The sequence below is a fragment of the Microbacterium resistens genome, from assembly GCF_021172025.1.
In the GTDB taxonomy this organism is placed as follows: Bacteria; Actinomycetota; Actinomycetes; order Actinomycetales; family Microbacteriaceae; genus Microbacterium; species Microbacterium resistens.
Window position 1 is genome coordinate 2,894,231 of sequence record NZ_CP082781.1, and the last position, 24,589, is coordinate 2,918,819.

Consider the following 24,589-nt stretch of genomic DNA (forward strand, 5'->3'; position numbering starts at 1 on the left):
CCGTTCTGCACAGGTCCTCGGCGGATTCGTGTGCGGATCGGGGCGACGTGTGCGGATCGGGGTCATCGGGTCCCACCGACCACCCGGGACCATCCGCGTAGAGTGACGCCGTGCCTCCCCACCTCGACCCGCGACCCGACGCCCGGCTGTGCGCGGCGCTCGCCGCCGACCTCGACGCCGCCGACCTGCGCTCCGAGTCCCTCCGGGCCGCCTGGGGCGACGACGCCGACGACGCCCTGGCCCGTGGCATCCGATCCCCGCTGCTGCACGCGATCGCGCACCGGAAGGATCCGCTCGCCACCCTCGGGCGCCTCTTCGTCGTCGGTCTGCCGCAGCCCGTCGCGGACGTGGCAGCGGCCCTCCCGACGGTCGGGATCGAGGGGATCGAGGCGCTCGGGCTCGCCGCCCGCGACGGCGACGTCGTCGCACCGGCGGCCCTGATCCGACCCCAGTCCTTCGTCGACGCCGACGGCGTGGGGGAGTGGTGGATCGCGAGCGACCTGGACGAGGTCGCGCTGGGCGGGCCCCTTCCGCCCGACCACGTGCTGGGGGTCGGCGGGGCGTCCCGGACGCTCGCGGCGCTCGTCATGCCGGAGCAGGTCGACCGTGCGCTCGACCTCGGCACGGGCTGCGGGATCCAGGCCCTTCTCGTATCGCGCCACGCCGGGCACGTCGTCGCCACGGACATCTCCGCGCGGGCGCTGGCCTACGCGGAGCTGAACGCCCGGCTGGCGGGCGTCGAGAACATCGAGTTCCGCTTCGGCAGCATGTTCGCCCCGGTCGCCGGGGAGTCCTTCGGGCTCATCGTCTCGAACCCGCCGTTCGTCATCACGCCCCGGGCCGAGGGCGTCCCCGCCTACGAGTACCGGGACGGCGGGCTCGTCGGCGACGCGCTGGTGGAGGGCTTCATCCGTGAGGCGCCGGCCCATCTGGCCCCCGGCGGCGCGGCGCAGCTCCTCGGGAACTGGGAGACCCGCTCCGGCGTGGACGGCCTCGAGCGTGTCCGCTCCTGGATCCCCGACGACCTCGACGCGTGGGTGATCGAGCGCGAGCGGCTGACGCCCCTCGGCTACGCCGAGCTGTGGATCCGAGACGGCGGCACCACCCCGCGCGATGCCGGGTTCGAGCCGCTGCTGGAGGCGTGGCTGGACGACTTCGCCGGGCGCGACGTCACGGCGGTGGGCTTCGGCTACGTCCTGCTCCGCCGGCCGTCCGGGCTCGATCTGCCGACCCCGGAGCGGGAGTCGTCCGGCGCCGGGGTTCCGCGCGGGGAGCCGGATCCGGAGTCGACCCGCACGGCGTCGACCGTCGCGGAACGCGGTGGCGAGGGGAGTGACGATGGCGGCGGCCGGCTGCGCCGGTTCGAGCGGATCGAGCAGGCGGTCTCGGGCGTCGGCACGGCGCTGCGGCAGGGCCTGCGCGCCCACGACCTCCTGGCCGGCGGGATCCCGCCCCGGCTCGTCGCGGCGCCCGACGTCACCGAGGCGCGCCACCATCTTCCGGGGCAGGAGGCGCCCAGCGTCATCGAGCTGCGCCAGGGCGGCGGCTTCGGGCGGACCGTGGCGGTGGACCCCGCGCTCGCGGGATTCGTCGGGGCGTGCGACGGAGAGCTGACGGTCGGTCAGATCGTCCAGGCGCTCGCGGACCTCTTCGAGGTGCCGCTGGACGCCCTGTGGGCCGACATGCGCCCCCGCATCCGCGACCTCGTCGTCGACGGCTTCCTCATCCCCGCCCTCACCTGACCCTCACCCGGTTTCGCCCGGTTTCGGGGCCCCTCGCCGGGTTCGGGGCCCGTCGCCGGGTTTCGGGGTCCGTTCTGGGGAGATCCGGCCCCACCGACCGCCCCAATCCCCCGGACCCCGCCCCAATCCCGGGGGCAAGGGGGAGAGGGGGAATGCGGGGGTGGATCCATACGTTCGCATAGATCATGAAGGCTTTCGGATTCCTCTCGTTCGGGCACTACGCGAACGTGCCCGGATCGGTCACCCGCACGGCCGGCGAGATGCTGAAGCAGACCATCGAGATCGCGCAGGGGGCCGACGAGATCGGCGTCAACGGGGCCTACGTCCGCGTGCATCACTTCGCGCGACAGGCGGCGTCCCCGATGCCGCTGCTGTCGGCCATGGCCGCGACGACTTCACGCATCGAGGTCGGCACGGGGGTCATCGACATGCGCTACGAGAACCCGCTGCAGTTCGCGGAGGAGGCGGCGGCGCTGGACCTCATCGCCGACGGGCGGATCGCGCTGGGGGTCAGCCGGGGGTCACCCGAGACCGCGCTGCGCGGCTACGAGGCGTTCGGCTACACCGGGGCGGAGGACCCGCGTGGAGCGGATCTGGCGCGCGAGAAGTTCGACCTGTTCGTGGAGGCGATCGACGGCGCCGGTGTGGCTCCGGGTGATCCGCGCATGGTGGGCGAGGGGCGGTACCTGCCGGTCGAGCCGCGATCGGCGACGCTCCGGGACCACATCTGGTGGGGATCGGGATCCCGCGCCACCGCGGAGGACACCGGCCGACGCGGCCTGAACATGATGAGCTCGACCCTCCTGACCGAGGCGACCGGCGTGCCGTTCCACGAGCTGCAGCGCGAGCAGATCGACCTGTTCCGCGCGGCGTATCGCGAGGCCGGGCACACCGGCGCGCCGCGGGTGTCGGTGAGCCGCAGCGTCTTCCCGCTCGTGGACGACCGCGACCGCGCCTACTTCGGCCTGCGGTCGGAGGAGAACCACGATCAGATCGGGATCATCGACGGCTATCGGTCGACCTTCGGAAAGACCTACGCGGCCGAGCCGGACGTCCTGATCTCGCAGCTGAAGCAGGACGAGGCCGTGATGTCCGCGGACACGCTGATGCTCACGATCCCGAACCAGCTCGGTCCCGAGTACAACCTGCACGTGCTGCAGGCCTTCGCCGAGCACGTCGCGCCGGCACTGGGCTGGAAGCCGAACACCGAGGGTCCGGTCCAGGGCGACCCGATCACCTGACGCACACCGATTCGGGGCTCATTTCGCGCGTTCGGGGCGCGTCCCGGAGGCCGTAAGCCCCGGAACGCGCCCCGAACCGTGGAGCTGTCGGATCAGCGGGCGCCGGTGCGGCGGCGGACGGCCACCAGGACCAGGCCGCCGAGCAGGAGCAGCGCGCCGACGGCGAGGAACGGCGTGCTGTCTGCGCCGGTGGCGGGCAGACCGGTCGACGGCCGGGATCCGGATCCCGTGCCGCCGGACGATCCGCCCGACGCGGTGGCGGATGCTCCCGTGCCGGAGCCCGAGCCAGATGCATCGGATCCGGTGCCGACGTTCGCGGACGCCGAGCCCGTCGCCGCCGCGTCCGCGTTGGACGAAGCGGCGGCGCCTGCGCTCGCCGAGGCGGCGGACCCCGCGCTTGCGTCCGCCGTGCCCGCGGCTGAGGCGGATCCGGCCGATCCCGCGTCGGCCGTGGCGCCGGCGTCGGCCGTTCCCGTGGCCCCCGTGTCGGCGGTGCCCGTGGCGTCGGAGTCCGCCGTGCCCGTGGCGCCGGAGTCGGCCGTGCCGGTCGCCCCCGCGTCCGCGGATCCGGTCGAGCCGGCATCGGAAGTGCTGGACGAGTCGGCACTGGACCCCGCGTCCGCCGTACCCGAGGCACTCGCCCCCGCGTCCGCCGTGCCGGACGACCCGGCGTCGGCGGTCCCGGCAGCCCCCGCGTCCGCCGTGCCCGTGGCGCCGGAGTCGGCCGTGCCGCTCGCCCCCGCGTCGGCCGTTCCCGAAGCGTCGGCTGTACCCGCCGCGCCCGAGTCCGCGGTGCCCGAGGCGTCGGACCCGGCGTCCGGACCGGTCTCCGCCGGGGTGACGGTCAGGTCTGCGGACACCTGCGTGCCGTCCGCGCGCACCGCGACGAGCGCGTGCGTCCCGGGCGTCACGTCAGCGGGGATCGTCACCTCGGCGTCGAAGGCCCCGTCGGCGTCGGCGGTCACCGTGCCCAGCGGGATCGGGTCGGAGTGCAGTTCGAGCGCGAGCTGCTCGTTCGCCGCGAACCCGGTGCCCCGCAGCGCGAGGACGGATCCGGCCGCCGCCTCCGAGGTGATCGGGGCGAGCGCGGGCGGGTCCGCCGGGATCGGCGGCTCCATGCCCGCCTCGGTGACCCACTTCTCGCCCGCATCGGTCTTCGTGACCGTGAACTCGTCGTACACGGCGCCGACGGGGAGGTCGGTGGTGGCCGATCCCGTCTTCTCCGCGAGGTAGGACCGGTAGACGAGCGCGTCGTGGGTGACGTCGATGACCTGGTAGGTCGTCACCCCCTGGCCGCGCAGGACCTGGGTGGCGCCGTTGCGCGTCCATACGTTGTCGTCGGCGGGGGCGAGGTCGTAGTGTTTGGCCCCGGAGTTCGAGACGACGTAGACCGGCCCGGTCGTCAGGCCCGGGGTGTCCGTGGCGTCCGTGTTCACGTATCCGCGGGAGTACACGTGGTCGTGGCCCATGAGGACCAGGTCGATGTCGTTGTCCTGGAAGACCGGCAGCCACTCGGAGCGCAGGACCGGTTCGTCCCGCCCGGAGGAGGCCGAGAACACCGGCTGGTGGAAGGTCACGACGTTCCACTTCGACGGGCTGTCCTTCAGCACGAGGTCGAGCCAGGCGGCCTGGAACTTGGTCCAGATCCGGTCCACCTGCAGGCTCGGGCAGTCCGTGCCGACGCACAGCGGCAGACCGGACGGCGTGAGGAAGGTGGTGTCGCGGGTCGCGTTCAGGGTGATGAAGCGCACGTCCTGGTAGTCGGTGAAGTACACCGTCTCCTGGGCGAACCGCGCCCAGTGGTCGAAGTACGCCCGGTACTGTCGCGCGACCTGGTCGTCGCCCTGCGCGAGCGCGGCGAGCTCGCCGATCGTGTCGTCGGTCGGGTTGTTGTGCGGGTACTCGAAGTTCGCCTTCCATGCCGCGAGGAGCTTGTCCCCGGAGTACTCGTGGTTGCCCGGCGCGGCCATGACGTTCGTGCGCACGGCGGCGTCCTTCATGCCCTTGAACCAGTTCAGCCACTCATTCTCGTTCGACGAGGTGTTGATGAGGTCGCCGGCGTGCACCGATCCGATCGATCGGGGTGCCTTCTGCTCCGCCTGCGCGACGACGGACGGCCAGGTGGTGTCCAGGCCGATCTGCGCGTCGCCGTAGTACACGAACTGGAAGTCGGTGGCGCCCGGATCCTCGGTGCGGAACTCGAACCAGTCGCTCCAGCTCCCGGGGAGCCCCACGCGGTACCGGTAGTCGGTGGCGGGGGAGAGCCCGTCCACGGTGGCGGAGAAGTGGTGGTTCGGGTTTCCGTTGACGACCCCGGCGTCGTATGCGTCGACGACGCGGGTGTCGGAACCGCCGACGGTGCCGATCTCGACCTGGCCGACGGTGTGCGAGGCGTCTCCGGCGAGCCAGGAGAACGACTGCGACGTCGAGGGCGTCTCGGTCGGGGTGAGGATCACGCGGGTCGGCGGGGCGACGACGGGACCGGATCCGTCGGAGGCCGGGATGAGCCGCAGCTCCGGCATGTCGAAGAAGATGTCCGAGCTGGACGCGCGGTCCTGGTAGAGGGCGACGGCGATGGTGTTCTCGCCGTCCCGGAGCACGGCGCCCTCGGCGCTGAAGCTGCTGGTGAGCGGGTCGCCGTTGCTGTCGCCGGCGTACTCCAGGTTGGTCGTGCCGGTGATCCGACCGTCGACGAAGCTCGCCGCCTTGGTCCCGTTGATCCAGACGACCAGCGCGTCGTCGTACGTCACCGTGCTGGTCAGCGACGAGACCTGCTCGGCGACGCCCTCGTCGAGCGTGAACGTGGTGCGGAAGAAGTACGTGGGGATCGCGGTCTGCGTGCCCTCGACGTAGTGGGTGAGGAGGGTCCGCGGGGTCTGCGGGCCCACGGGGGCGAGCGCGCCGCGCTTGGCGCCGAAGGATCCGGTCGCCGTCTTCCAGTCCGCGTCGTCGTACGTCGGGGCGGTCCAGGCGCGCAGGTCCTCGGCGCCGCGGGCCGGGTCGGTGTTGTCGTCGAGGTAGCGCCAGGTGGTGTCGGTCGTGATGAGCGGCGCGGTCGGGACGTCGGGCGCGTCGTTCGCCGCGGCGAGAGCGGGCGCGGTGAAGACGCCGCCGAGCAGGGCGAGCACCGCGGCGGAGACGATTCCGCCGCGTCGCCACCGCGTCACACGGGTGGGGGAGGTCATGTGATTCCTTCGGTCGGGGACGGGTGCGCCCAGGGCGGCGCCCTCCCAGACCAGCAACCCCGGATGACCGGCTGCTGTCGTGCGGGCGACGCCGGGGTGAACGCCCGGTCGACCGACCGCGTGAGAACAGGCGAACGCGCGAGCTCAGGCAATCTCATGTGCTTTCTGCCTGAACTCGCGCGTCCGCCTGATCTGGCGACCCGGACCCGCGTCCGGACCGGGGTCAGCCGGCGTCGTCCTCCCCGGGGGGACCGAACAGTCCGCGCCCGTGCTTGTGCAGCAGGTTGTACGCGTCCATGAAGGTCTGCGGCGCCTCGTCGTCCGGCAGGCCGTACCGGGCCAGGAGCAGGCCGAGCAGCCCGTGCGCCGGCGGCGTCAGGGGCTTGTCCTTGTGGGCGTGCGCGGGGTGCGGCGGCGTCTCCTCCGGGTTCGGAGGGGTGAACGACGGACGGGTCTCCGGCCAGTCCGCCGGATGCCGGGGCTTGTCCAGATTGATGACGCTGAACAGGTCGTTCGCCGTCGCGTCGCGACGGGTCAGGGGCTTGAGCCCGTGCAGGCGATTGAGCGTGGCGATCACCGAGCCGTGGTGCATCTCGTCGTTGATGACCGTGCCGCGACGCGTGTAGGCCGAGACCGCGATCGCGGGCACGCGGCAGCCGAGCCGGTCGAACTCGAATCCCATCTCGCCCTTGCCGGAGTCGTCCGGCGGCGTGGCGGTCGGCGGGGCGACGTGGTCATAGGTACCGCCGTGCTCGTCGAACGTGATGAGCAGGAGGGTGTTGACGGCGTTGGATCCGTTCGGGGTCTTGCTCTCTTTGATCGCCGTGTAGATGTCGTGGATGAGCTCGTCCCCGGCGCGCACGTCCGAGTGCGCGCTGTTGATGATCTCCGACCCGTCGACCTCGCTCGCGTGCAGGTGGCCGAACGGCGGGTGGAAGTCGTTGTGGTTGTAGACCATCCGCGGCTCGATGAACGCGTAGGCGGGCAGCTCCCCGTGCTCGGCGTCGGCGTAGAAGTCGTCCATGGTCCCGAAGTGCTCGGTGCGCCAGAACTTCTCCAGGACCGGCGCGTGCAGCACGCCCGTGAACGAGACCATCTGCAGTTCGTCGAAGTAGATCTTCCAGCTGATCCCGGCGTCCTCCAGCCGGTTGAAGATCGTCGGTGCGGGATGGGCGTCGAGCCACTTGTTGTAGCCGCCGCCGTGCTTGTTCGTCACGAAGCCGTGCGAGGTCGATGCGTGGAAGAAGGAGCGGTTGCAGAACGTCTGGGAGGGCACCGCGCAGAACCAGGCGTCGAACACCGCGAACTCGCGCGCGAGGGTCGACAGGGTGGGGAGCATCTCGGGGGAGAAGGACCCCATGATGCGGGACACCTCCTCCAGAGACGGCGCCTTGCCCTTCTTCAGCCGCATGAAGTTGACGAGGTAGTCGGTGACGAAGCCGCTCATGGTCGGCTGCTGGCCGGCGTCGGGCGCGTTGTACGGCGCCTGCATGCTCTCGACGTACAGCTCCGCGTTGCCCGCGGGGTTGATCGTGTTGAAGATCTGCGTGTTGACGTGGGGGAACTCCTCGCCCGGATCCGGATCCGGGTAGGTCATGATGGTGTCCGTGGGCCCCTCGTAGACGTGCGCGTCGATGCGCTGCCCGTCGAGCTCGTTGTAGTACTCGCCGAACGCGAGGCCGTCGAACTGCTGCCCCTCGGGAAGGTTCTCTTTGGAGTAGAGGTAGCCGAGGAGGTTGTCGAACGAACGGTTCTCGCCCATCACCACGACGATGTGGTCGAAGCCGGGCGCATGCCGCGGAGCGAGGGCGCCGTAGTCGTTCGCCGCCTCCGCGAAGCCCTCCTTCTGCCCGAGGGCGAACCCGATGGATGCGCCGGCGCCGCCGCCGAGGATCGCGCCGGCGGCGGCGGTTCCGCCCAGGCGCAGGAAGTCGCGTCGGGAGGTCCGGGACCCGGACGCCTCCGACGCCCCGTCCGCGTCCCCGTCGCCGGTGCCCTCCGGATCGCTCCGCTTCCCGCCCCTGCGCGCCGATTCACCGGTATTTCGCCTCACCATGCCCTGATCCTAATGACGGTCGCGGCCACCGTTCGGTGATGCGCGACCGGGCCGGTCCCGCCCCCGGGGCCCGGCCGCGTCGCGGACCGGTGATCTACGGGGAATCCCCTAGGAGAAAGGCCGTACGAGCACGTCCGTAGCCCTGCACGGCGGAGCGCTCATAGAATCGCGGGAACCGCTGGGGGGCGGAAGGGGAACGAAGGGATGGATCGCGCCGTTCACGTGATCGACGCACTCCAGCGGATCGGGCGACCGGTCGCACCGCACGTCGCGGGGGCCATGGCCGAGCTCGGTGAGATGTCGGCGGGCGATGCCGCCGAGATGTCCGATGCGCTGACGCCGGGACAGCTGACGGGCATGGAGGCTCTACCGCTCGTGCTGCCCGCCCCCGCATCGGTGCGGGCACGGTATGCGCCGATGCTCGAGGCCGTGGGCGCGGCGGGACGACACCTGCTGCTGACGGCCGCGCTGTCCACGACGGATCGGATCGAGGTCGTCCTGGGGGCGTCGGGCATCGACGCCTCGGTGATGCTGGCACCGGGGATGAGCCGGCTCCTGGAATGGGACGACGGGCGGATGCGGTTCACCTCCGCCGGGGCGCGCGCCGCGGTGCTCGGCGTGGCACCGAACGCCGCAGAGGTCCACGCCGCCCTCGCTCGAGCGCTGCGACAGCGCGGCGAGCGGGGCCGGGCGGCCTGGCACGCGTGCCACTCGTCCTCCGCCGACGAGTCCACACAGCGCGAGCTCGCCCGCTTCGGCGAGCAGCTGCTCGCCGCGGGGTCGGTGCACGGCGCCCTGGAGTGCGGACGGCTGCTGACCCGACGCGGCGCCGGCGCCCTGCGTGCCCGGGGTCACCACCTCTTCGCGCGGGCGGCGCTGGCCCTCGGCTGCTTCGCGGACGCCCGCTCCGGTTTCGCCCGCGTTCTGCAAGATCCGTCCGCCGCGCCGCTGCACGCGGAGGCGACGGCGGGGCGCGCGGCCGCGGAGGACTTCCTGCACGGCGTCCGCGCGGACCCGCCGGTGCTCGCCCAGATCGGCGCCCAGGTGGTGGGCTTGCGCGCGGCCTCGGTCACCGCGTCCGACCACGTCATCATCTCCGGGATCGAGGAGATCGTCGCGGCCTGGACGACCGACCGCGACGAGGTCGACGCGATCCACACGCGGCTCATGCTCGCGGCGATGGGATCCCGCCCGGCCTGGCCGTGGCGGGTCGAGCCGGGTCCGTTGTCCCCGCTCGTGGACGCGTACCTGAGGGGGCAGCACACGGGGTTCCTGCTGCACACGGGCGACTTCGCCGGCGCCGCGGCGGCTCTGCGCGAGTCGCTCCGCCGCCTGCCGATGACCCATCTGGCGGGCGGCATCACGGCCAGCGCCGTCCGGCTGCTGCGGGATCACGCCCCGGATCTGTCGTCCGGCTTCGCCGAGGTGCTCGGCGAAGTGCGTCCCGCCACGGTCCTGGACTTCTCGATCCAGGACGACCTCCCTGGTCCGCGGACGAGTGCGGTGGCACGCAAGGAGCTGCTGATCCCGACGACCCCGTCGCTGCGGAGCGCCCTCACCCCGCGGCAGTGGGACGTGGCCGTCCTCGTGGCGGAAGGACGGACCAACCGCGCGATCGGTGACGCGCTGGGCATCTCGGACCGGACGGTGGAGGTGCACCTCGGGCGGGTGTACAACTCCCTCGGCGTGCGCTCCCGCGCCGAACTGGTCGCGCTTCTCCTGTCGCGCCGGACCCGCGAGAGCGTGTGATGCCCGTGGCCGCGGGACCTGTGGCGGACGGGACGGATCCGGCGGGGATCGGGCGACGCGCGTTCCTCTCCGCCACGGTCTCCGCCGCCGCGATGCTCGCCGCCGGGTGCGCACCGCGTCCGGTCCGTGCGACCCCGCCCGCGCCTGTCGACTCTTCGGCCCCGCCGTCACCCCAGCCGCCGGCGCCCCCGGTTCCCGCCCCGCCGCCCGCCCCGTCGGCTCCCGTGCTCGACCGCGTCCCGGCGCCGCACGAGGCCTTCACCGCGCTGCCCGGAGAGGGGAGTCTCCTCGCCTGGACGGTGGACGACGGATCCGACTCCGCGGTGGTGCGCGCCTACGCCGAGTTCGCTGCGACCACCGGCACCCGGCTCACCCTGTTCGTGACCGGTTCCTACGCGTCCTGGGCCGACAACGTCGACGTCCTCGCGCCCTTGGTGGGCACCGGCCAGGTGCAGCTGGCGAACCACACCTGGAGTCACCCCGACCTGCAGACCCTCTCCGATCAGGGCATCCGCGATGAGCTGCAACGCACGCACGACCGCATCGGCGAGCTGTACGGGGTGGACGCCCGCCCGTTCTACCGGCCGCCGTACGGCTTCCACGACGCGCGTGTCCGTGCGGCGGCGGCCTCGATCGGGTACACCGCTCCCGCCCTCTGGTACGGCTCCCTCGCGGACTCGGGGCTGATCCCGGCGGAGGAGATCGTCCGGCTCGCACACGAGTGGTTCCTGCCGCAGCACATCGTGATCGGCCACCTCAACCACGCGCCGGTGACGACCGTGTTCCCCCAGCTCGCGCAGGTCATCGCGGATCGAGGCCTCACGACCGTGACGCTGCACGACGTGTTCCACAGCGAGCAGCACCCCTGAGACCCGGCTCTCGTCGTCCGCGCGCCGGATCGATAGCCTGGGACGCATGACGGGCCCCACCGACTACTCCACCCAGGCGCGCGTGCAGCGGATCAACGAGGACTTCGCCCGCCGGCGGTCCCGGTTCTTCCTCGGCTTCGCGATCGTCGAAGGACTGCTGCTCGCCGCCGCGGTCGTGGTGGTGTACGTGCTGGAGGTCGTCGACCCGGATCAGGGGTTCTGGATCATCGCGGCGGTCGCGGCGCTCGGCGGCATGGTGATGGCGGGGTGGATCGTCTCCTCGACCCGCGCGCAGCAGCAGGCGATCCGCGACGTCGGGGGGACGATCGGGCCGCCCGCCGCCTAGTCCCCGCACCGGGGGCCGGGTCCCGCCCCGGTACCCTGGAACCCATGCTCAACATGGCCGAGGGACTCGCACGACTGGGCGCGCTCGCCGAGGATCCGGTCGTCCGCACCCTCGCCGCCGCGTTCGACGAGGCGGGCTTCGCGCTCGCCGTCGTGGGCGGTCCCGTGCGCGACGCGCTGCTCGGACGGGACACCCACGATCTGGACTTCACCACCGACGCACGACCGGACGAGATCCTGCGCATCGTCACCCCCGTCTCCACCGCGCAGTGGGACATCGGCCGCGAGTTCGGCACCATCGGCGCGCGGGTGCAGGGCGAGCAGGTGGAGATCACCACCTACCGCGCCGACAGCTACGACGGGGCCACGCGCAAGCCCGCCGTGGAGTTCGGCGACACGATCGAGGGCGACCTGGTCCGGCGCGACTTCACGGTGAACGCCATGGCCCTGCGCGTGCCGGCGGTCACGCTGGTCGATCCGACCGGAGGCGTCGAGGACCTCGTGGCCGGGGTTCTGCGCACGCCCAGCGATCCCGAGGTGAGCTTCGGCGACGATCCGCTCCGCATGCTCCGCGCGGCGCGGTTCTGCGCTCAGCTGGGCTTCGACATCGAGGAGGGCACGCTCGCCGCCGTCGCGCGGCTGCGGGAGAGCCTGCGCATCGTGAGCCCCGAGCGGATCCAGAGCGAGCTCATGCGCCTGCTGCAGACGGATGATCCCGTCCGCGGCATCCGTGTGCTCGTCGACACCGGGCTGATCGAGGAGTTCCTCCCGGAGGTGCCCGCGCTGCGGCTCGAGGTGGACGAGCACCACCACCACAAGGACGTCTACGAGCACTCGCTGACGGCGTTGAACCAGGCGATCGCCCTGGAGCGCTCGCGGCACCCGGGCGCGCCGGCCGACGCGACGCTGCGCCTGGCGGTGCTGCTGCACGACATCGGCAAGCCCCGCACGCGCAAGCTCGAGCCCGGCGGCGCCGTCACCTTCCACCACCACGACGTGGTCGGCGCGCGGATGGCGCGCAAGCGGCTCCAGGCGCTCCGCTTCGACAAGGAGACGACCGACGCGGTCGCTGCGCTCATCGAACTGCACCTGCGGTTCTTCGGGTACGCGGAGGGCGCGTGGACCGACTCGGCCGTGCGCCGCTACGTCCGCGACGCGGGCGCGCAGCTCGAGCGTCTGCACATCCTCACCCGCGCCGACGTGACCACGCGCAATCGGCGCAAGGCCGCCCGGCTCGCCGCCGCCTACGACGACATCGAGGCGCGGATCGTGGCCCTGCGCGAGCAGGAGGAGCTCGACGCCATCCGCCCCGAGCTCGACGGCAACGACATCCAACGCATCCTCGGCATCGCGCCGGGCCGTGAGGTGGGGGAGGCGTACCGCTTCCTCCTCGATCTGCGGCTGGACGAGGGTGTCGTCGGTCCCGAAGAGGCCGAGAGGCGCCTGCGCGAGTGGTGGGCTGCCCGGGGCTGATCCGCCGGGCCTCCGCTCAGCCCCGGCCGCTGCCGCCCCCTGCCGGCCGCTCCCCGGCGACCGGCCGGTCGGGGGCGAGGATCTCCACGTGCTCGGAGACGAGGGCGAAGTCGCGCGGATTGAGGGTCAGAAGGGCTGCCCCCAGCGCATAGGCGTGACCGGCGAGCATGATGTCCCTGCTGCGGGCGTGGGAGGGTCGTGTGGCCGCGACCACGGAGGCGAGGAACCCGGTACCGCTCGCGGCGCGATCCTCGAAGGGCATCCATTCATGACCCATGAGCTCGTCGATGGCGACGAGCTGGCGCAGCCGCTGCCGGCGCACTGCGGGCGTGCGGGCGCTGTCGACGCCGAAGCGCATCTCCGCCAGGGAGATCGCGCTGACGCAGATCTCGGCGTCGGGCAAGGTGATCTCTTTGAGTCTGATCAGCACGTTCGTGTCGAGCAGGATCATGCGCGGGGGTCTTCCCGGGCGGTCGGCTCCTGGTCCGTACGCCACTGCCGGACGTGTCGCTCCGCCCGCTCCCAAGGGTCCTCGAACTCGTCCTCGTCGGGCGGAATGCGCCGCCATTCGTCGAGATCCGTCTGCCAGTCGTCCATGAGCGCGCGCTCCTCGGCCGTGAGCGGGTTCGCGCGGATCCACGCGTTGAACCGGCTTCCGGGAACGGTCCATTGATGGGCGTTCACCTGTCGCCGGACGTCCTCCTCGGCTCGGCTGACGACCTCCTCGCCGGACGCGATACGGGTCAGCAGGTCTCGCACCTCCGCCTCCATCGAGCGCTCGTTGCGCCGCGCCCGCTCCTTGAGGGCGCCGACCACCTCATCGGAGAGTGAGCGGATCGTGATCGTGGCCATCGGAACCCCCGTGATCGTGCGTGCGGCGATGCTAGCACACTGCTGTCATCGACGAACGGCGGGGGAGCGCATCCGGGCCGTCACCCCTCGCCGGCGTCCTCCTCGTCGCCGTCGGGCCGGTGGTCCCCTGAGCGCAGGGCCTGCTCGACGAGGTAGGTGATGTCGATCGAGACGATCCGCTGCTCGCTCACGACTCCGGCTCCTCGTCGCCGGGTGCGCCGTCGGTCGGGGCCGGCGTCGGCTCGGCCGTCGTCCCGGGCGTCGGCGCCGCGGTCGTGGTCGGCGTGGGGACGGGCGTCGGGGCCGGGGAGAGGAGCCCTCGCTCCGGCGCGCGCAGGTACGGCGGCTGCGGCACGCTCGTGCGGTCGAGATCGGCCGTGCCCGTGCCCGGGTCGAACGGGGCGGTGTTCAGCGGGAACGCGTTCCAGACCGGTCTGCCCTGCGCGTCGAAGAAGGGGACGAGGACGTGGTCCTCGCCGGACCATCCCCAGAACGCGCTGTCGTTCATGTCCCTGCTCTGCTCGCCGAAGAGGTTCAGCGGCGTGCCCTTGTCGGTGTAGAGCTGGGCGCCGTCGACCAGGTTCCCGTCGCGGTCGTAGACGAAGACGTTGCCCACCTGGGTGCCGTCCAGGAGCAGGCCGCCGGGGACCTGGTACTCCGCGTCGCCCGCGAAGGCGTTGTTCTCGCCGTTGACCACCATCGTGGCGAGCTGTCCTGCGGCGAAGGGGAGGACGAGGACGGCGACGACGCTCGCGACGGTGCGCAGGTGCCGGAACGCGTTCCTCGGGAGCCAGCGCCCTCGCCCCCACTGGATGCTGAGCAGCACGACCCCGAGCAGCAGCAGCCAGCTCAGGACGTGGGAGCCGAACCCGCTCTGCCCGATGAGCGTGCGCGGGCCGAACTGCACGATCCCCGCGAGCAGGGCGTACAGGCCGATTCCACGGAGCACCCACCACACGGGCCGCAGCGCGATCAGCAGGTCAAGGAGCCAGGCGCCGAAGCGGGATCCGCGCACCGCGGCCGCCGTCGACTCCCGCCACGCCGTCGCGCGCTCGCGCAGCCCGGGCTTCAGGGGTGCGGTGGTCCGCTCCGGGAGGCCCGCCGCCGCGCGCAGCTCCTGCGCGTAGGCGACGGGGTCGCCGAGCTCGATCTCCCCGCCGCCGTCGGCGGCCTGCTCGGTGAGGTCGGCCACGAGGCCGCCGGCGAGGTCCTCGATCTCCTCCTCGCCGAGGTCGGAGAGCTCGGCGCGAACCCGCTCCGAGAAGGCGCGGATCCGGTCGGCGGCGGAGATGGTGGTGTCGTTCATCGCTGGGCTCCCGTGTCGATGCGGTCGGGATGATCGGCGCCGTCGCCGGCGCCGGGAACGGGGGGCCGCGGCTTCGTGATCGCCGGGGCCGTGGCGGACGGTGCCGCCGGAGGCATTGGCGCGTGCGGTGCGAGCAGGCCCGACATCGCGACGGCGAAGTGCGTCCACGTCGTGGTCTGCTCCTCGAGCATGCGCCGGCCCTGCGGGTTGATCGCGTAGTACTTCCGGTGCGGGCCGCCGTCGGAGGGGACCACGTAGCTCGACAGGGCGCCGCCCGCGTAGAGGCGGCGGAGCGTGCCGTAGACCGACGCGTCCCCGACGTCGCCGAGTCCCGCGTCGCGAAGGCGGCGCACGATGTCGTACCCGTAGCCGTCCTCGTCGCGGACCACCGCGAGCACCGCGAGGTCTAGGACGCCCTTGAGCAACTGCGTCGTATCCATCGCCCCTCCTTCTCCGCGCCGACGGCTGCGTTGCGAGGCACACTACCACGCATCCCGCAGTAGTACACGAAACGCGAGTCCGAGGTGTCGGCCCCGGTGCTCCGGGTGGGTCGTACCGGGGTACGACGCCCAAGATCGTGCCCTGGTCCGATGGATCGGAGGCGGCGAGCAGGAAACATGGAGTCATCGGGCGAAGATTGGTGCCCGTCTGCATGCTTCGGCGACCGGACGGCCGCCGAAGCCCGGTGGGGCCCCTTCTCATTCCCCCCAGCGGGGGTCCCACCGCGGAGAGAGCGCGACGTCGACGATGACTCTCCCTCCCGGCTCTCTCCCCGGTGCGCGAGACGGCGGTGACCGCCGCGCGCACCGGGGCGTTCCTCCACCTCGCCGGGCAGGCCGTGACGCCACGGATCGGACCGGGTATCGCAGGAAACGGAACCGCGTGCCTAAGATGGGGCGTCCGCGCCCCGACCCCGAACGGCGCGGATACTCGGCCGCGAGGACTGCGGTCATTGGAACAGATACAGAGGTGTATATGTCATTCCACAGCACGTCTCGGCTCGGCCGGCGAAGCCGCCTGGGCCTGGCCGTCGGGGCGCTCGGCGTCTCGGCCCTCGTCCTCGCCGGCTGCGCCACCAGCAGCACCGGTGGCGGCGGCGGATCCGAGGGGGGATCCGACGGCGGCGGGGGCGGCGAGATCATCGTCGGCACCACCGACAAGATCACGTCGCTGGACCCGGCCGGCTCCTACGACAACGGCTCCTTCGCCGTGATGAACCAGATCTACCCGTTCCTGCTCAACAGCGAGTACGGCACGGCCGAGGTCACCCCCGACATCGCGGAGAAGGCCGAGTTCACCTCGCCGACCGAGTACACGGTGACGCTGAAGAAGGGGCTGAAGTTCGCCAACGGCAACGACCTCACCTCCAGCGACGTGAAGTTCACGTTCGACCGCATGGTGAAGATCAACGACCCGAACGGCCCGGCGTCCCTGCTCGGCAACCTCGACAGCGTCGAGACCCCGGACGACACGACCGTCGTGTTCACGCTGAAGAACGGCGACGACCAGATCTGGCCGCTCATCCTCTCCAGCCCGGCGGGGCCCATCGTCGACGAGGACGTCTTCTCCGCCGACGCCGTGACCGCCGACGACGACATCGTCAAGGGCAAGGCGTTCGCGGGCCAGTACGAGATCACCAGCTACAAGGTCAACGAGCTCATCGCCTACAAGCCCTACGCGGACTACCAGGGCAACCTCGGCGCCGCGGAGAACTCGGCTGTGAGCGTCAAGTACTACGCCGACGCCTCGAACCTGAAGCTCGCGATCGGCAACGGCGACATCGACGTGGCGTTCCGCAGCCTCTCCGCCACGGATGTGGAGGACCTGGCCAAGAACGACAAGGTCAAGGTCGTGGACGGCCCCGGCGGCGAGAGCCGCTACATCGTGTTCAACTTCAACACGATGCCGTTCGGCGCGACCACGCCCGAGGCCGACCCGGCGAAGGCGCTCGCCGTCCGTCAGGCGGCCGCAAACCTCGTGGACCGCGCGGCTCTGGCCAAGGACGTCTACAAGGACACCTACAGCCCGCTGTACTCGCCGGTCGTGGAGGGCCTGCCGGGTGCGACGGAGCCGCTCAAGGAGCTCTACGGCGACGGCAACGGCGCTCCCTCGCTCGACAAGGCGAAGGAGGTGCTGACCGCCGCCGGCGTGCAGACCCCGGTGACCCTGAACCTGCAGTACAACGGCGACCACTACGGTCCGTCCTCGGGCGACGAGTACGCCGCCGTGAAGGCGCAGCTGGAGGAGGGCGGTCTGTTCACCGTCAACCTGCAGCAGACCGAGTGGGTCAAGTACAGCGAGGACCGCACCGCCGACGTCTACCCGGCGTACCAGCTCGGCTGGTTCCCGGACTACTCCGACGCCGACAACTACCTGTCGCCGTTCTTCCTCAAGGAGAACTTCCTCGGCAACCACTACGACAACCCGGAGGTCAACGACCTCATCGTGACGTCGCAGACGGAGACCGACGAGACCAAGCGCCTGGAGGAGCTCGGAAAGATCCAGGAGCTCGTCGCGAAGGACCTCTCCACCCTGCCGCTGCTGCAGGGCAAGCAGGTCGCGATCGTCGGAGCCGACGTCCAGGGCACCACCCTCGACGCCTCGTTCAAGTTCCGCTACGCGCCGCTGACCAAGTAGCGCACCGGTGATCGGGGCACCGCCCGCGCGGCGGTGCCCCGATCCGCTCTGCACTCGAACGAAGAGGTTCATCCCATGTCCGTCGACGCCCTCACCCCGGATCCGACGACGCTGACGCCCGCGACCCGACCCGCCTCACAGGGCGGCGGACTGTGGCGTTACGTGGTCGTCCGGCTCCTGCTCATCATCCCGACCGTGCTGATCCTGGTCACCATGGTCTTCTTCCTGATGCGGATCACCGGCGATCCCATCACCGCCGCCCTCGGCGGCCGGCTCCCCGCCGCCCAGCTCGCCGAGCGCGTGCACGAGGCGGGCTTCGACCGCCCGCTGATCCTGCAGTACTTCGAGTACCTCGCCGGCATCGCCCGCGGAGACTTCGGCACCACCATCACGGACCGGCGCCCGGTCACCGAGATCCTGCTGCAGTACGGGTCCGCGACGCTGGAGCTGGCGATCTACGCGCTGATCGTGGCCTTCGTCGTGAGCATCCCGCTCGGACTGGTGGCCGCGTACCGCCGCGACCGCTGGCAGGACGCGACGCTTCGGATCATGGCGATCCTCGCGTACGCGACCCCCATCTTCTTCGTGGGCCTCCTCCTGAAGCTCGTCTTCTCCGTCTGGCTCGGCTGGCTGCCCGTCTCGGGCCGCGCCGGCACCCGCACCGAGCTGCTGATGAGCGGCATCGACACCCCGACCGGAATTTACCTGCTCGACGCGATCCGGCTCGGCAACGGCCCCGCGATCGCCGACGTGCTCTGGCACGCGGTGCTCCCGGCGGTCGCCCTCGGGCTGCTCACCGCGGGCGTCTTCCTGCGTCTGGTGCGCACGAACGTGATCGGGACGCTCAGCCAGCAGTACGTCACCTCGGGCCGCTCGCGCGGGGTGCGCGAGTTCCGGCTGGTCACCAAGCACGCCTTCCGTCCGGCCCTCATCCCGATCATCACGGTGATGGGGCTGCAGATCGCGCTGCTGCTCGCGGGCGCCGTGCTCACCGAGACGACCTTCGAATGGAAGGGGATCGGCTTCATGCTCGCCGAGTACCTGAAGGCGCGCGATTTCGTGGCCGTGCAGGGCATCGTCGTGATGATCGCCGTGATCGTCGCCGTGACGAACTTCCTGGTCGACGTCATCGCGGCCTTCATCGACCCGAGGGTGAGGTACTGACATGGAGCGCGAACCGCTTCCCGCCCACCCGCCGACCGGCACGCCGGTGAACCGGGACCTCCCGACGCCGAAGACGGAGGCGCTCGCGGCCATGAAGCCGCGCAAGCGCCGCTGGACGGAGCGCGTGCCGGTGATCTCGCACCTGCGCCAGAGCGTCGGGCTCCAGCGCGGCATGCTCGTCACGGGCCTGGTCATCACCGCCTTCTTCGTGGTGGTCGCCGCCCTCGCCCCGGTCATCGCGCCGTACTCGTGGGCGCAGCAGGCCGTCGACGGGACCAAGTTCGGCACCCAGCAGCCGCCGAGCGCGACGAACATCCTCGGCACCACGGTCTCCGGCTTCGACGTTTTCTCCCGGGTGGTGTGGGGCGCGCAGACGGCTCTGCTGGTGATCCTCGCCGCGATCGTCTGCTCGATCTTCCTCGGAATCCTCCTCGGGCTCGTCTCCGGCTACTTCGGCGGGTGGCTCGATCGGGTGCTCGTGGTCGTCTGCGACGCGATCTACGCGTTCCCCTCGCTGCTGCTGGCGATCGTGATGTCGATCGTCATCAGCGGCGGCCGATCCACGCTGTGGTCCGGGATCTGGGCCACGGCGCTGTCGATCACCGTGGTGTACGTGCCGCAGTACTTCCGCGTCATCCGCGCGGAGGTCGTGCGGGTGCGGGCGGAGCCCTTCGTCGAGTCGGCGAAGGTGATCGGCGTCCCCATCGGACGGATCCTCGTCCGGCACGTGCTGCGCAACTCCACCCGGTCCCTGCCGGTGGTGATCACGCTGAACGCCTCGGAGGCCCTGCTGACCCTGGCCGGTCTCGGCTTCCTCGGGTTCGGCATCGAGGCGACCTCGGCGGCCGAGTGGGGGTACGACCTCAACCGCGCCGTGGCCGACGTCACGAGCGGCATCTGGTGGACGAGCATCTTCCCCGGCGTGGCGATCGTGCTCGTCGTGCTGGGCATCACCCTCGTCGGCGAGAGTCTGAACGATCTGAGCGATCCGCGACTGCGCACGCGCCGTCGCGCGGGAGGTGCGGCATGAGCGCCGTGGACGCTACGGGAGCGACCGGCTCCCTCCGGAACGACGCCGCGGTGATCCGGGACCTGCGGATCGCGTTCGCGACCGACGGCGACCCGGTCCAGGCGGTCAAGGGCATCGACCTGGAGGCGCACGCCGGCGAGGTGCTGGCGATCGTGGGCGAGTCGGGATCCGGGAAGACGGTCACCGCGAACGCGCTGCTCGGCCTGCTACCGGAGACGGCCACGATGTCCGGTGCGGTGCTCGTCCGCTCGCGCAGCGGCGAGGAGACCGATGTCGTGCACGCGTCGCCGGCGAAGCTGCGTGCGATGCGCGGGCGGGACGCCGCGATGGTCTTCCAGGAGCCGTCGACCGCGCTGAACCCCGTGTACCCGGTCGGCTGGCAGATCGCGGAAGGGCTCCGGGCGCACCGCTCGCCGAACCAGGGCGCGCTGTCCAAGCGGGACGCCCGCGCCCGCGCGGTGGAGATCCTGCGGAAGGTGGGGATCCCGGATCCGGAGAAGCGCGTCGACGACTACCCGCACCAGTTCTCCGGCGGGCAGAAGCAGCGCATCGTCATCGCGATGGCGCTCGTGCTCGACGCGGGCCTCATCATCGCGGACGAGCCGACGACGGCGCTCGACGTCACCGTGCAGGCGGAGATCCTGGATCTGCTGCGCACGTGCCGGGACGAGTTCGGCGCGACCATCGTGCTCATCACGCACAACATGGGCGTGGTGGCCGACCTCGCCGACCGCGTCGTCGTGATGTACCGCGGCGACATCGTCGAGCAGGCCCCCGTGCACGAGCTGTTCGCGTCCCCGCGGGAGGAGTACACGCGCGAGCTGCTCGCCGCCGTGCCGCACGTCGGCCAGGGCAAGTCCGCCTCGCCCGCGTCTTCTGCCTCTTCGGTCGCCCCGAGAGCGGAGCGAGACGCAACGTCGCCGGAGTCCCCGCGCCCGTCCGCCGGCCGCGCCCCGGTGATCGTCGCCGAGGCGTGCGAGATCGGCTACCCCGGCCGGTTCGGCCGCGGCGGCTTCGTGGCGGTGAAGGGCGTCGATTTCGAGGTCGGCCCCGGCGAGGTCGTCGGCCTGGTCGGCGAGTCCGGGTCCGGCAAGACCACCATCGGCCGCGCGGTCGTGGGGCTGACGACGGTCGTCGGCGGCTCGCTCCGGGTCCTCGGCCAGGAGATGCGCGGGGTCCGCTCGCGTCGGCTGGCGCCCCTGCGCCCGGAGATCGGATTCGTCTTCCAGGATCCGGCCACGAGCTTCAACCCGCTGCTGACCATCGCCGAGTGCATCGCGGAGCCGCTCATCGTGCACGGGCGGGCGGCGAGCCTCGCCGCCGCCCGGCCGCGCGTGGACGAGCTGCTGGACGCCGTGCGCCTCCCGGCGAACTTCGGCGACCGGTACCCGCACGAGCTCTCCGGCGGGCAGCGGCAGCGCGCGTCGCTGGCCCGGGCGCTGTCCCTCGACCCGACCCTGCTCATCGCCGACGAGCCGACGAGCGCGCTGGACGTGTCGGTGCAGGCGAAGGTGCTGGATCTGTTCGTGCAGCTGCAGCAGGAGCTCGGCTTCGCCTCCCTGTTCATCAGCCACGACCTGGCCGTGATCGACGCCGTATCCGATCGGATCATCGTGCTGCAGCGCGGCGTGATCCGCGAGCAGGGGACCACGGCGCAGGTGCTCAACGACCCGCAGGATCCCTACACCCGCGAGCTGCTGGCGGCGCTGCCCGTCCCGGACCCCGTCGCCCAGGCCGAGCGGCGGGCGCTGTGGCAGGAGGTCCGGCGCCGCTGATGCACGGTGCGGCGGCGGGACGCCCGTTCCCGCCGCCGCATCCTCGGCCTACACTGAGGTCACCCGGGACCGGACGCAGGTGGTCGCCGCAGGCGACGGAAACCGGGCACCACCGTCAGCGCTGATCGGAGGACTCGTGACCTCGGGCTGGTCCGCGTCGCACGGCGTCTCCCCGGAGGGGTCGCGGCTCCTCGTCGAGCGCGCCCACGAGGAGCTCGTCGCGGGCAACCTCGCCGACGACCGCCTGCAGCAGGTGCGCCCCCTGGTGCGCGCGTCGTGGGAGCGGGCGTGGCGCCGGCGAGTGGGCGCCGAGGGTCTGCCGCCCCTGGACCTCTCCGCCGAGGCGTTGGAGGCCTATCGCTCCGGGCACCCGCTCGCCGGGATGATGGACATGATCCGCGGGCTGCTGCTGCCCGGGTCGGCGGAGGACTCGGGGGTCATCGTGGCGGTGGGCGACCATGCGGGACGCCTGCTGTGGGTGGAGGGCGACCGGAGCCAGCGCCTGCTGTCGGCGGACATGGGGTTCGTGGAGGGGGCGAACTGGTCCGAGGACACCGTCGGCACCTCCGCTCCCGGGACCGCCCTCGCACTCGGGCATTCCGTGCAGATCCACCAGGCCGAGCACTACAACCGCCTCGTGCAGCCCTGGTCGTGCACCGCCGCCCCGGTCTTCGATCCGGAGACCCGGCGGATCCTCGGCGTGATCGACGTCACCGGAGGCGCGGAGACGGTGTCCCCGCAGGCGCGCATGCTCGTGGACGCGACCGCGCGGGCGGTGGAGGCCGAACTGCTGGTGGCACGGCTGCGCGCGGGGGAGGGCGCGGCCGTCCGTCGCCGCTCGGCCGCGGCCGACGCGCCGCGGCGCGCGCGGCTGCACGTCCTCGGCCGCGATCGCGCGCGCCTCGAGGTCGACGGCGCCCACCGCGAGGACGTGATCGAGCTCAGCGCGCGGCACGCCGAGATCCTCCTCATGCTGGCGGTGCACCGGCAGGGACTCTCCGCGGATCGTCTCGCCGCCCTCGTCTACGGCGAATCGGGGACTCCGGACACGCTGCGGCCGGAGATGGTGCGCCTGCGCAAGGTGTTGGAGCGCGTGAGCCCCGATCTCGTTCCGCAGTCCCGCCCGTACCGTCTGACGATCCCGTGGGAGACGGACGCGCAGGATCTGATGTCCCTGATCGACCGGGGCGCGCACCGCGTCGCGCTCTCCGCCTACCGAGGACCCGTGCTGCCCGAATCGACGGCGCCGGGCGTCGAGGAGATGCGCGAGGCGCTGCGCGCGACCCTTCGCGAGGCGATGCTCGCCGAGGCCAGCGTGGATGTCCTGCTCGCCTATGCCGAGATCCCGGAGGGCGCCGAGGACGCCGAGGTGCTGCGCCTGTGCCTGGAGATGCTCCCCGCGCGGTCGCCGCGGCGGGCGAGCCTGGTCAGCCGCATCGAGAAGCTCGAACGCGGCTGACCCGTCCCGGCGTCGCAACCCGATGCAACGTCGTGCACCGCGACGCAACGTCCCCCGGCCTACCGTCGTGTCCACCACCGCGGGCCGGCCGTTCACCGCCCGCGTCGTTCGGATCGAGTGTCGAAGGAGACATCATGACCATCGTCGAAGAGGGCGTCGTCGAGACGAGCGCCCCGACCGCCTACGCCGCCCCCGGCCAGCCAGGGGCGGTCGCCGCCTACCGCTCCCGTTACGGCCACTACATCGGCGGGGAGTTCGTCGATCCGGTGAAGGGGCAGTACTTCGAGAACGTGAGCCCCGTCAACGGCAAGCCCTTCACCGAGGTGGGGCGCGGCACGGCCGAGGACATCGACCGTGCCGTCGACGCGGCCTGGCGGGCGTTCGCCTCCTGGAAGCGCACCACCCCCGCCGAGCGCGCCGTCATCCTCAATCGCATCGCCGACCGGATCGAGGAGAACCTCGAGGCCATCGCCGTGGCGGAGACCTGGGAGAACGGCAAGCCCGTGCGCGAGACGCTCGCCGCCGACATCCCGCTCGCCGTCGACCACTTCCGCTATTTCGCGGGCGTGCTCCGGGCGCAGGAGGGCTCGCTCAGCCAGCTCGACGAGAACACCGTGGCCTATCACTTCCACGAGCCGTTGGGCGTGGTCGGTCAGATCATCCCGTGGAACTTCCCGATCCTCATGGCGACGTGGAAGCTCGCTCCGGCGCTCGCCGCGGGCAACTGCGTGGTCCTCAAGCCCGCCGAGCAGACGCCCGCGTCGATCCTGTTCCTCTTCGAGATCATCGGGGACCTCCTCCCGGCCGGCGTGGTGAACATCGTCAACGGGTTCGGGATCGAGGCCGGGGCGCCGCTCGCGTCGCACAAGCGGATCCGCAAGGTGGCCTTCACCGGGGAGACGACGACGGGGCGGCTGATCATGCAGTACGCCTCGCAGAACCTGATCCCCGTCACGCTGGAGCTCGGCGGGAAGTCTCCGAACCTCTTCTTCGAGGACGTCGCTCGGGACACGACCGACCCGTTCTACGACAAGGCGCTGGAGGGCTTCACCCTCTTCGCGCTGAACCAGGGCGAGGTCTGCACGTGCCCCTCCCGGTCGCTGATCCAGCGCTCCATCTACGACGGCTTCCTCGCCGACGGCCTGGAGCGGGTCGGGAGGATCGTCCAGGGGAACCCGCTGGATCCGGCGACCATGATCGGCGCCCAGGCGTCCAACGACCAGCTGGAGAAGATCCTCAGCTACATCGACATCGGCCGGCAGGGCGGGGCGAAGCTCCTCACCGGAGGGGAGCGGGTGGACCTCGGCGGCGACCTCAGCGAGGGCTACTACGTCGCCCCCACGGTGTTCGAGGGGACCAACGACATGCGGATCTTCCAGGAGGAGATCTTCGGTCCGGTGCTCTCCGTCACGAGCTTCGACGACTTCGACGATGCGATCTCGATCGCGAACGACACGCTGTACGGCCTGGGCGCGGGCGTCTGGAGCCGCAGCGGGGACACGGCCTACCGGGCAGGACGCGCCATCGAGGCGGGTCGGGTCTGGACGAACACCTATCACCAGTACCCGGCGCACGCCGCGTTCGGCGGGTACAAGCAGTCCGGGATTGGTCGGGAGAACCATCTGAAGATGCTCGACCACTACCAGCAAACGAAGAACCTCCTCGTCTCGTACGCGGAAGGCCCCATGGGGTTCTTCTGAGCCGCG

Annotated in this window: 17 protein-coding genes and 1 pseudogene; 12 read left to right on the forward strand and 6 right to left on the reverse strand. The window is 71.5% G+C overall.

The annotated features are described in order from the left end of the window. Window positions 1-110: 110 nt before the first annotated feature. Both K8F61_RS13695 and K8F61_RS13700 read left to right on the forward strand, forming a co-directional pair. The gene (locus K8F61_RS13695; protein WP_231819508.1) at window positions 111-1,742 is read left to right on the forward strand and encodes a N5-glutamine methyltransferase family protein; all 1,632 of its coding nucleotides are present in this window, start codon (window positions 111-113) and stop codon (window positions 1,740-1,742) included. Between the two features lie 185 nt (window positions 1,743-1,927). Further along, the gene (locus tag K8F61_RS13700; protein WP_231819509.1) at window positions 1,928-2,983 is read left to right on the forward strand and encodes an LLM class flavin-dependent oxidoreductase; all 1,056 of its coding nucleotides are present in this window, start codon (window positions 1,928-1,930) and stop codon (window positions 2,981-2,983) included. A gap of 92 nt (window positions 2,984-3,075) precedes the next feature. On the opposite strand, the gene K8F61_RS13705 is transcribed toward K8F61_RS13700, so the two are convergent. Both K8F61_RS13705 and K8F61_RS13710 read right to left on the reverse strand, forming a co-directional pair. Continuing rightward, window positions 3,076-6,168 (reverse strand): purple acid phosphatase family protein, encoded by a 3,093-nt coding sequence (locus K8F61_RS13705; protein ID WP_231819510.1) that lies wholly within the window; start codon window positions 6,166-6,168, stop codon window positions 3,076-3,078. 223 nt (window positions 6,169-6,391) lie between these two features. Continuing rightward, a complete protein-coding gene (locus tag K8F61_RS13710; RefSeq protein ID WP_231819511.1) occupies window positions 6,392-8,224 on the reverse strand; it encodes an alkaline phosphatase family protein in 1,833 nt (610 codons plus the stop codon). A 204-nt stretch (window positions 8,225-8,428) separates the two neighbouring features. Between K8F61_RS13710 and K8F61_RS13715 the strand changes: the two genes are divergently transcribed. Genes K8F61_RS13715 through K8F61_RS13730 form a run of 4 tightly spaced genes read left to right on the forward strand, consistent with a single transcriptional unit; the run spans window position 8,429 to window position 12,660 of the window. Continuing rightward, on the forward strand, window positions 8,429-9,973 hold the full coding sequence (locus K8F61_RS13715) for a helix-turn-helix transcriptional regulator (RefSeq protein ID WP_231819512.1): 1,545 nt from the start codon (window positions 8,429-8,431) through the stop codon (window positions 9,971-9,973). Window positions 9,974-9,978: 5 nt separating this feature from the next. Continuing rightward, entirely contained in the window at window positions 9,979-10,842 is an 864-nt protein-coding gene (locus tag K8F61_RS13720) for a polysaccharide deacetylase family protein (RefSeq protein WP_231819513.1), read from the forward strand. Between the two features lie 46 nt (window positions 10,843-10,888). Then, complete coding sequence (locus tag K8F61_RS13725) at window positions 10,889-11,188, forward strand: hypothetical protein (protein ID WP_067249152.1); 300 nt, start codon at window positions 10,889-10,891, stop codon at window positions 11,186-11,188. Between the two features lie 44 nt (window positions 11,189-11,232). Next, entirely contained in the window at window positions 11,233-12,660 is a 1,428-nt protein-coding gene (locus K8F61_RS13730) for a CCA tRNA nucleotidyltransferase (protein ID WP_231819514.1), read from the forward strand. Window positions 12,661-12,676: 16 nt separating this feature from the next. Here K8F61_RS13730 and K8F61_RS13735 read toward each other — a convergent pair whose 3' ends face one another. The 4 genes and pseudogenes from K8F61_RS13735 to K8F61_RS13750 all read right to left on the reverse strand — a co-directional run. Next, window positions 12,677-13,111, reverse strand: a complete 435-nt coding sequence (locus tag K8F61_RS13735) for a PIN domain-containing protein (RefSeq protein ID WP_231819515.1) — start codon at window positions 13,109-13,111, stop codon at window positions 12,677-12,679. Continuing rightward, on the reverse strand, window positions 13,108-13,512 hold the full coding sequence (locus K8F61_RS13740) for a FitA-like ribbon-helix-helix domain-containing protein (RefSeq protein WP_231819516.1): 405 nt from the start codon (window positions 13,510-13,512) through the stop codon (window positions 13,108-13,110). The genes K8F61_RS13735 and K8F61_RS13740 overlap by 4 nt, the downstream gene beginning before the upstream one ends. Window positions 13,513-13,699: 187 nt before the next feature. After that, window positions 13,700-14,818 (reverse strand): hypothetical protein, encoded by a 1,119-nt coding sequence (locus K8F61_RS13745; RefSeq protein WP_231819517.1) that lies wholly within the window; start codon window positions 14,816-14,818, stop codon window positions 13,700-13,702. A 131-nt stretch (window positions 14,819-14,949) separates the two neighbouring features. Next, window positions 14,950-15,258, reverse strand: a pseudogene (locus tag K8F61_RS13750) (PadR family transcriptional regulator); the annotation flags it as partial. A gap of 535 nt (window positions 15,259-15,793) precedes the next feature. Here K8F61_RS13750 and K8F61_RS13755 point away from each other — a divergent pair. From K8F61_RS13755 to exaC, 6 genes are all read left to right on the forward strand, one after another. Then, window positions 15,794-17,455 carry an ABC transporter substrate-binding protein gene (locus K8F61_RS13755; protein ID WP_231819518.1) on the forward strand — a complete coding sequence of 554 codons (1,662 nt, stop codon included), beginning with the start codon at window positions 15,794-15,796 and terminating at the stop codon, window positions 17,453-17,455. Between the two features lie 75 nt (window positions 17,456-17,530). Beyond that, window positions 17,531-18,619, forward strand: a complete 1,089-nt coding sequence (locus tag K8F61_RS13760) for an ABC transporter permease (RefSeq protein WP_231819519.1) — start codon at window positions 17,531-17,533, stop codon at window positions 18,617-18,619. Between the two features lie 91 nt (window positions 18,620-18,710). After that, the gene (locus K8F61_RS13765) at window positions 18,711-19,649 is read left to right on the forward strand and encodes an ABC transporter permease (protein WP_231821561.1); all 939 of its coding nucleotides are present in this window, start codon (window positions 18,711-18,713) and stop codon (window positions 19,647-19,649) included. Further along, window positions 19,646-21,424: a dipeptide ABC transporter ATP-binding protein gene (locus K8F61_RS13770; RefSeq protein WP_231819520.1), complete on the forward strand. Its 1,779-nt coding sequence runs from the start codon at window positions 19,646-19,648 to the stop codon at window positions 21,422-21,424. The genes K8F61_RS13765 and K8F61_RS13770 overlap by 4 nt, the downstream gene beginning before the upstream one ends. Window positions 21,425-21,560: 136 nt before the next feature. After that, entirely contained in the window at window positions 21,561-22,883 is a 1,323-nt protein-coding gene (locus K8F61_RS13775; RefSeq protein ID WP_231819521.1) for a helix-turn-helix domain-containing protein, read from the forward strand. 134 nt (window positions 22,884-23,017) lie between these two features. Next, a complete protein-coding gene (exaC, locus tag K8F61_RS13780; protein ID WP_067249132.1) occupies window positions 23,018-24,583 on the forward strand; it encodes an acetaldehyde dehydrogenase ExaC in 1,566 nt (521 codons plus the stop codon). The last annotated feature ends 6 nt before the right edge of the window (window positions 24,584-24,589 follow it).

Bases quoted from the DNA above. Each gene is read 5' to 3' on its own strand.
- K8F61_RS13725 (WP_067249152.1), top strand. From the start codon at position 10,889: ATGACGGGCCCCACCGACTACTCCACCCAGGCGCGCGTGCAGCGGATC.
- K8F61_RS13730 (WP_231819514.1), top strand. From the start codon at position 11,233: ATGCTCAACATGGCCGAGGGACTCGCACGACTGGGCGCGCTCGCCGAG.
- K8F61_RS13700 (WP_231819509.1), top strand. From the start codon at position 1,928: ATGAAGGCTTTCGGATTCCTCTCGTTCGGGCACTACGCGAACGTGCCC.
- K8F61_RS13745 (WP_231819517.1), bottom strand. From the start codon at position 14,818: ATGAACGACACCACCATCTCCGCCGCCGACCGGATCCGCGCCTTCTCG.
- K8F61_RS13770 (WP_231819520.1), top strand. From the start codon at position 19,646: ATGAGCGCCGTGGACGCTACGGGAGCGACCGGCTCCCTCCGGAACGAC.
- K8F61_RS13755 (WP_231819518.1), top strand. From the start codon at position 15,794: ATGTCATTCCACAGCACGTCTCGGCTCGGCCGGCGAAGCCGCCTGGGC.
- exaC (WP_067249132.1), top strand. From the start codon at position 23,018: ATGACCATCGTCGAAGAGGGCGTCGTCGAGACGAGCGCCCCGACCGCC.
- K8F61_RS13765 (WP_231821561.1), top strand. From the start codon at position 18,711: ATGAAGCCGCGCAAGCGCCGCTGGACGGAGCGCGTGCCGGTGATCTCG.
- K8F61_RS13715 (WP_231819512.1), top strand. From the start codon at position 8,429: ATGGATCGCGCCGTTCACGTGATCGACGCACTCCAGCGGATCGGGCGA.
- K8F61_RS13710 (WP_231819511.1), bottom strand. From the start codon at position 8,224: ATGGTGAGGCGAAATACCGGTGAATCGGCGCGCAGGGGCGGGAAGCGG.
- K8F61_RS13735 (WP_231819515.1), bottom strand. From the start codon at position 13,111: ATGATCCTGCTCGACACGAACGTGCTGATCAGACTCAAAGAGATCACC.
- K8F61_RS13705 (WP_231819510.1), bottom strand. From the start codon at position 6,168: ATGACCTCCCCCACCCGTGTGACGCGGTGGCGACGCGGCGGAATCGTC.
- K8F61_RS13760 (WP_231819519.1), top strand. From the start codon at position 17,531: ATGTCCGTCGACGCCCTCACCCCGGATCCGACGACGCTGACGCCCGCG.
- K8F61_RS13740 (WP_231819516.1), bottom strand. From the start codon at position 13,512: ATGGCCACGATCACGATCCGCTCACTCTCCGATGAGGTGGTCGGCGCC.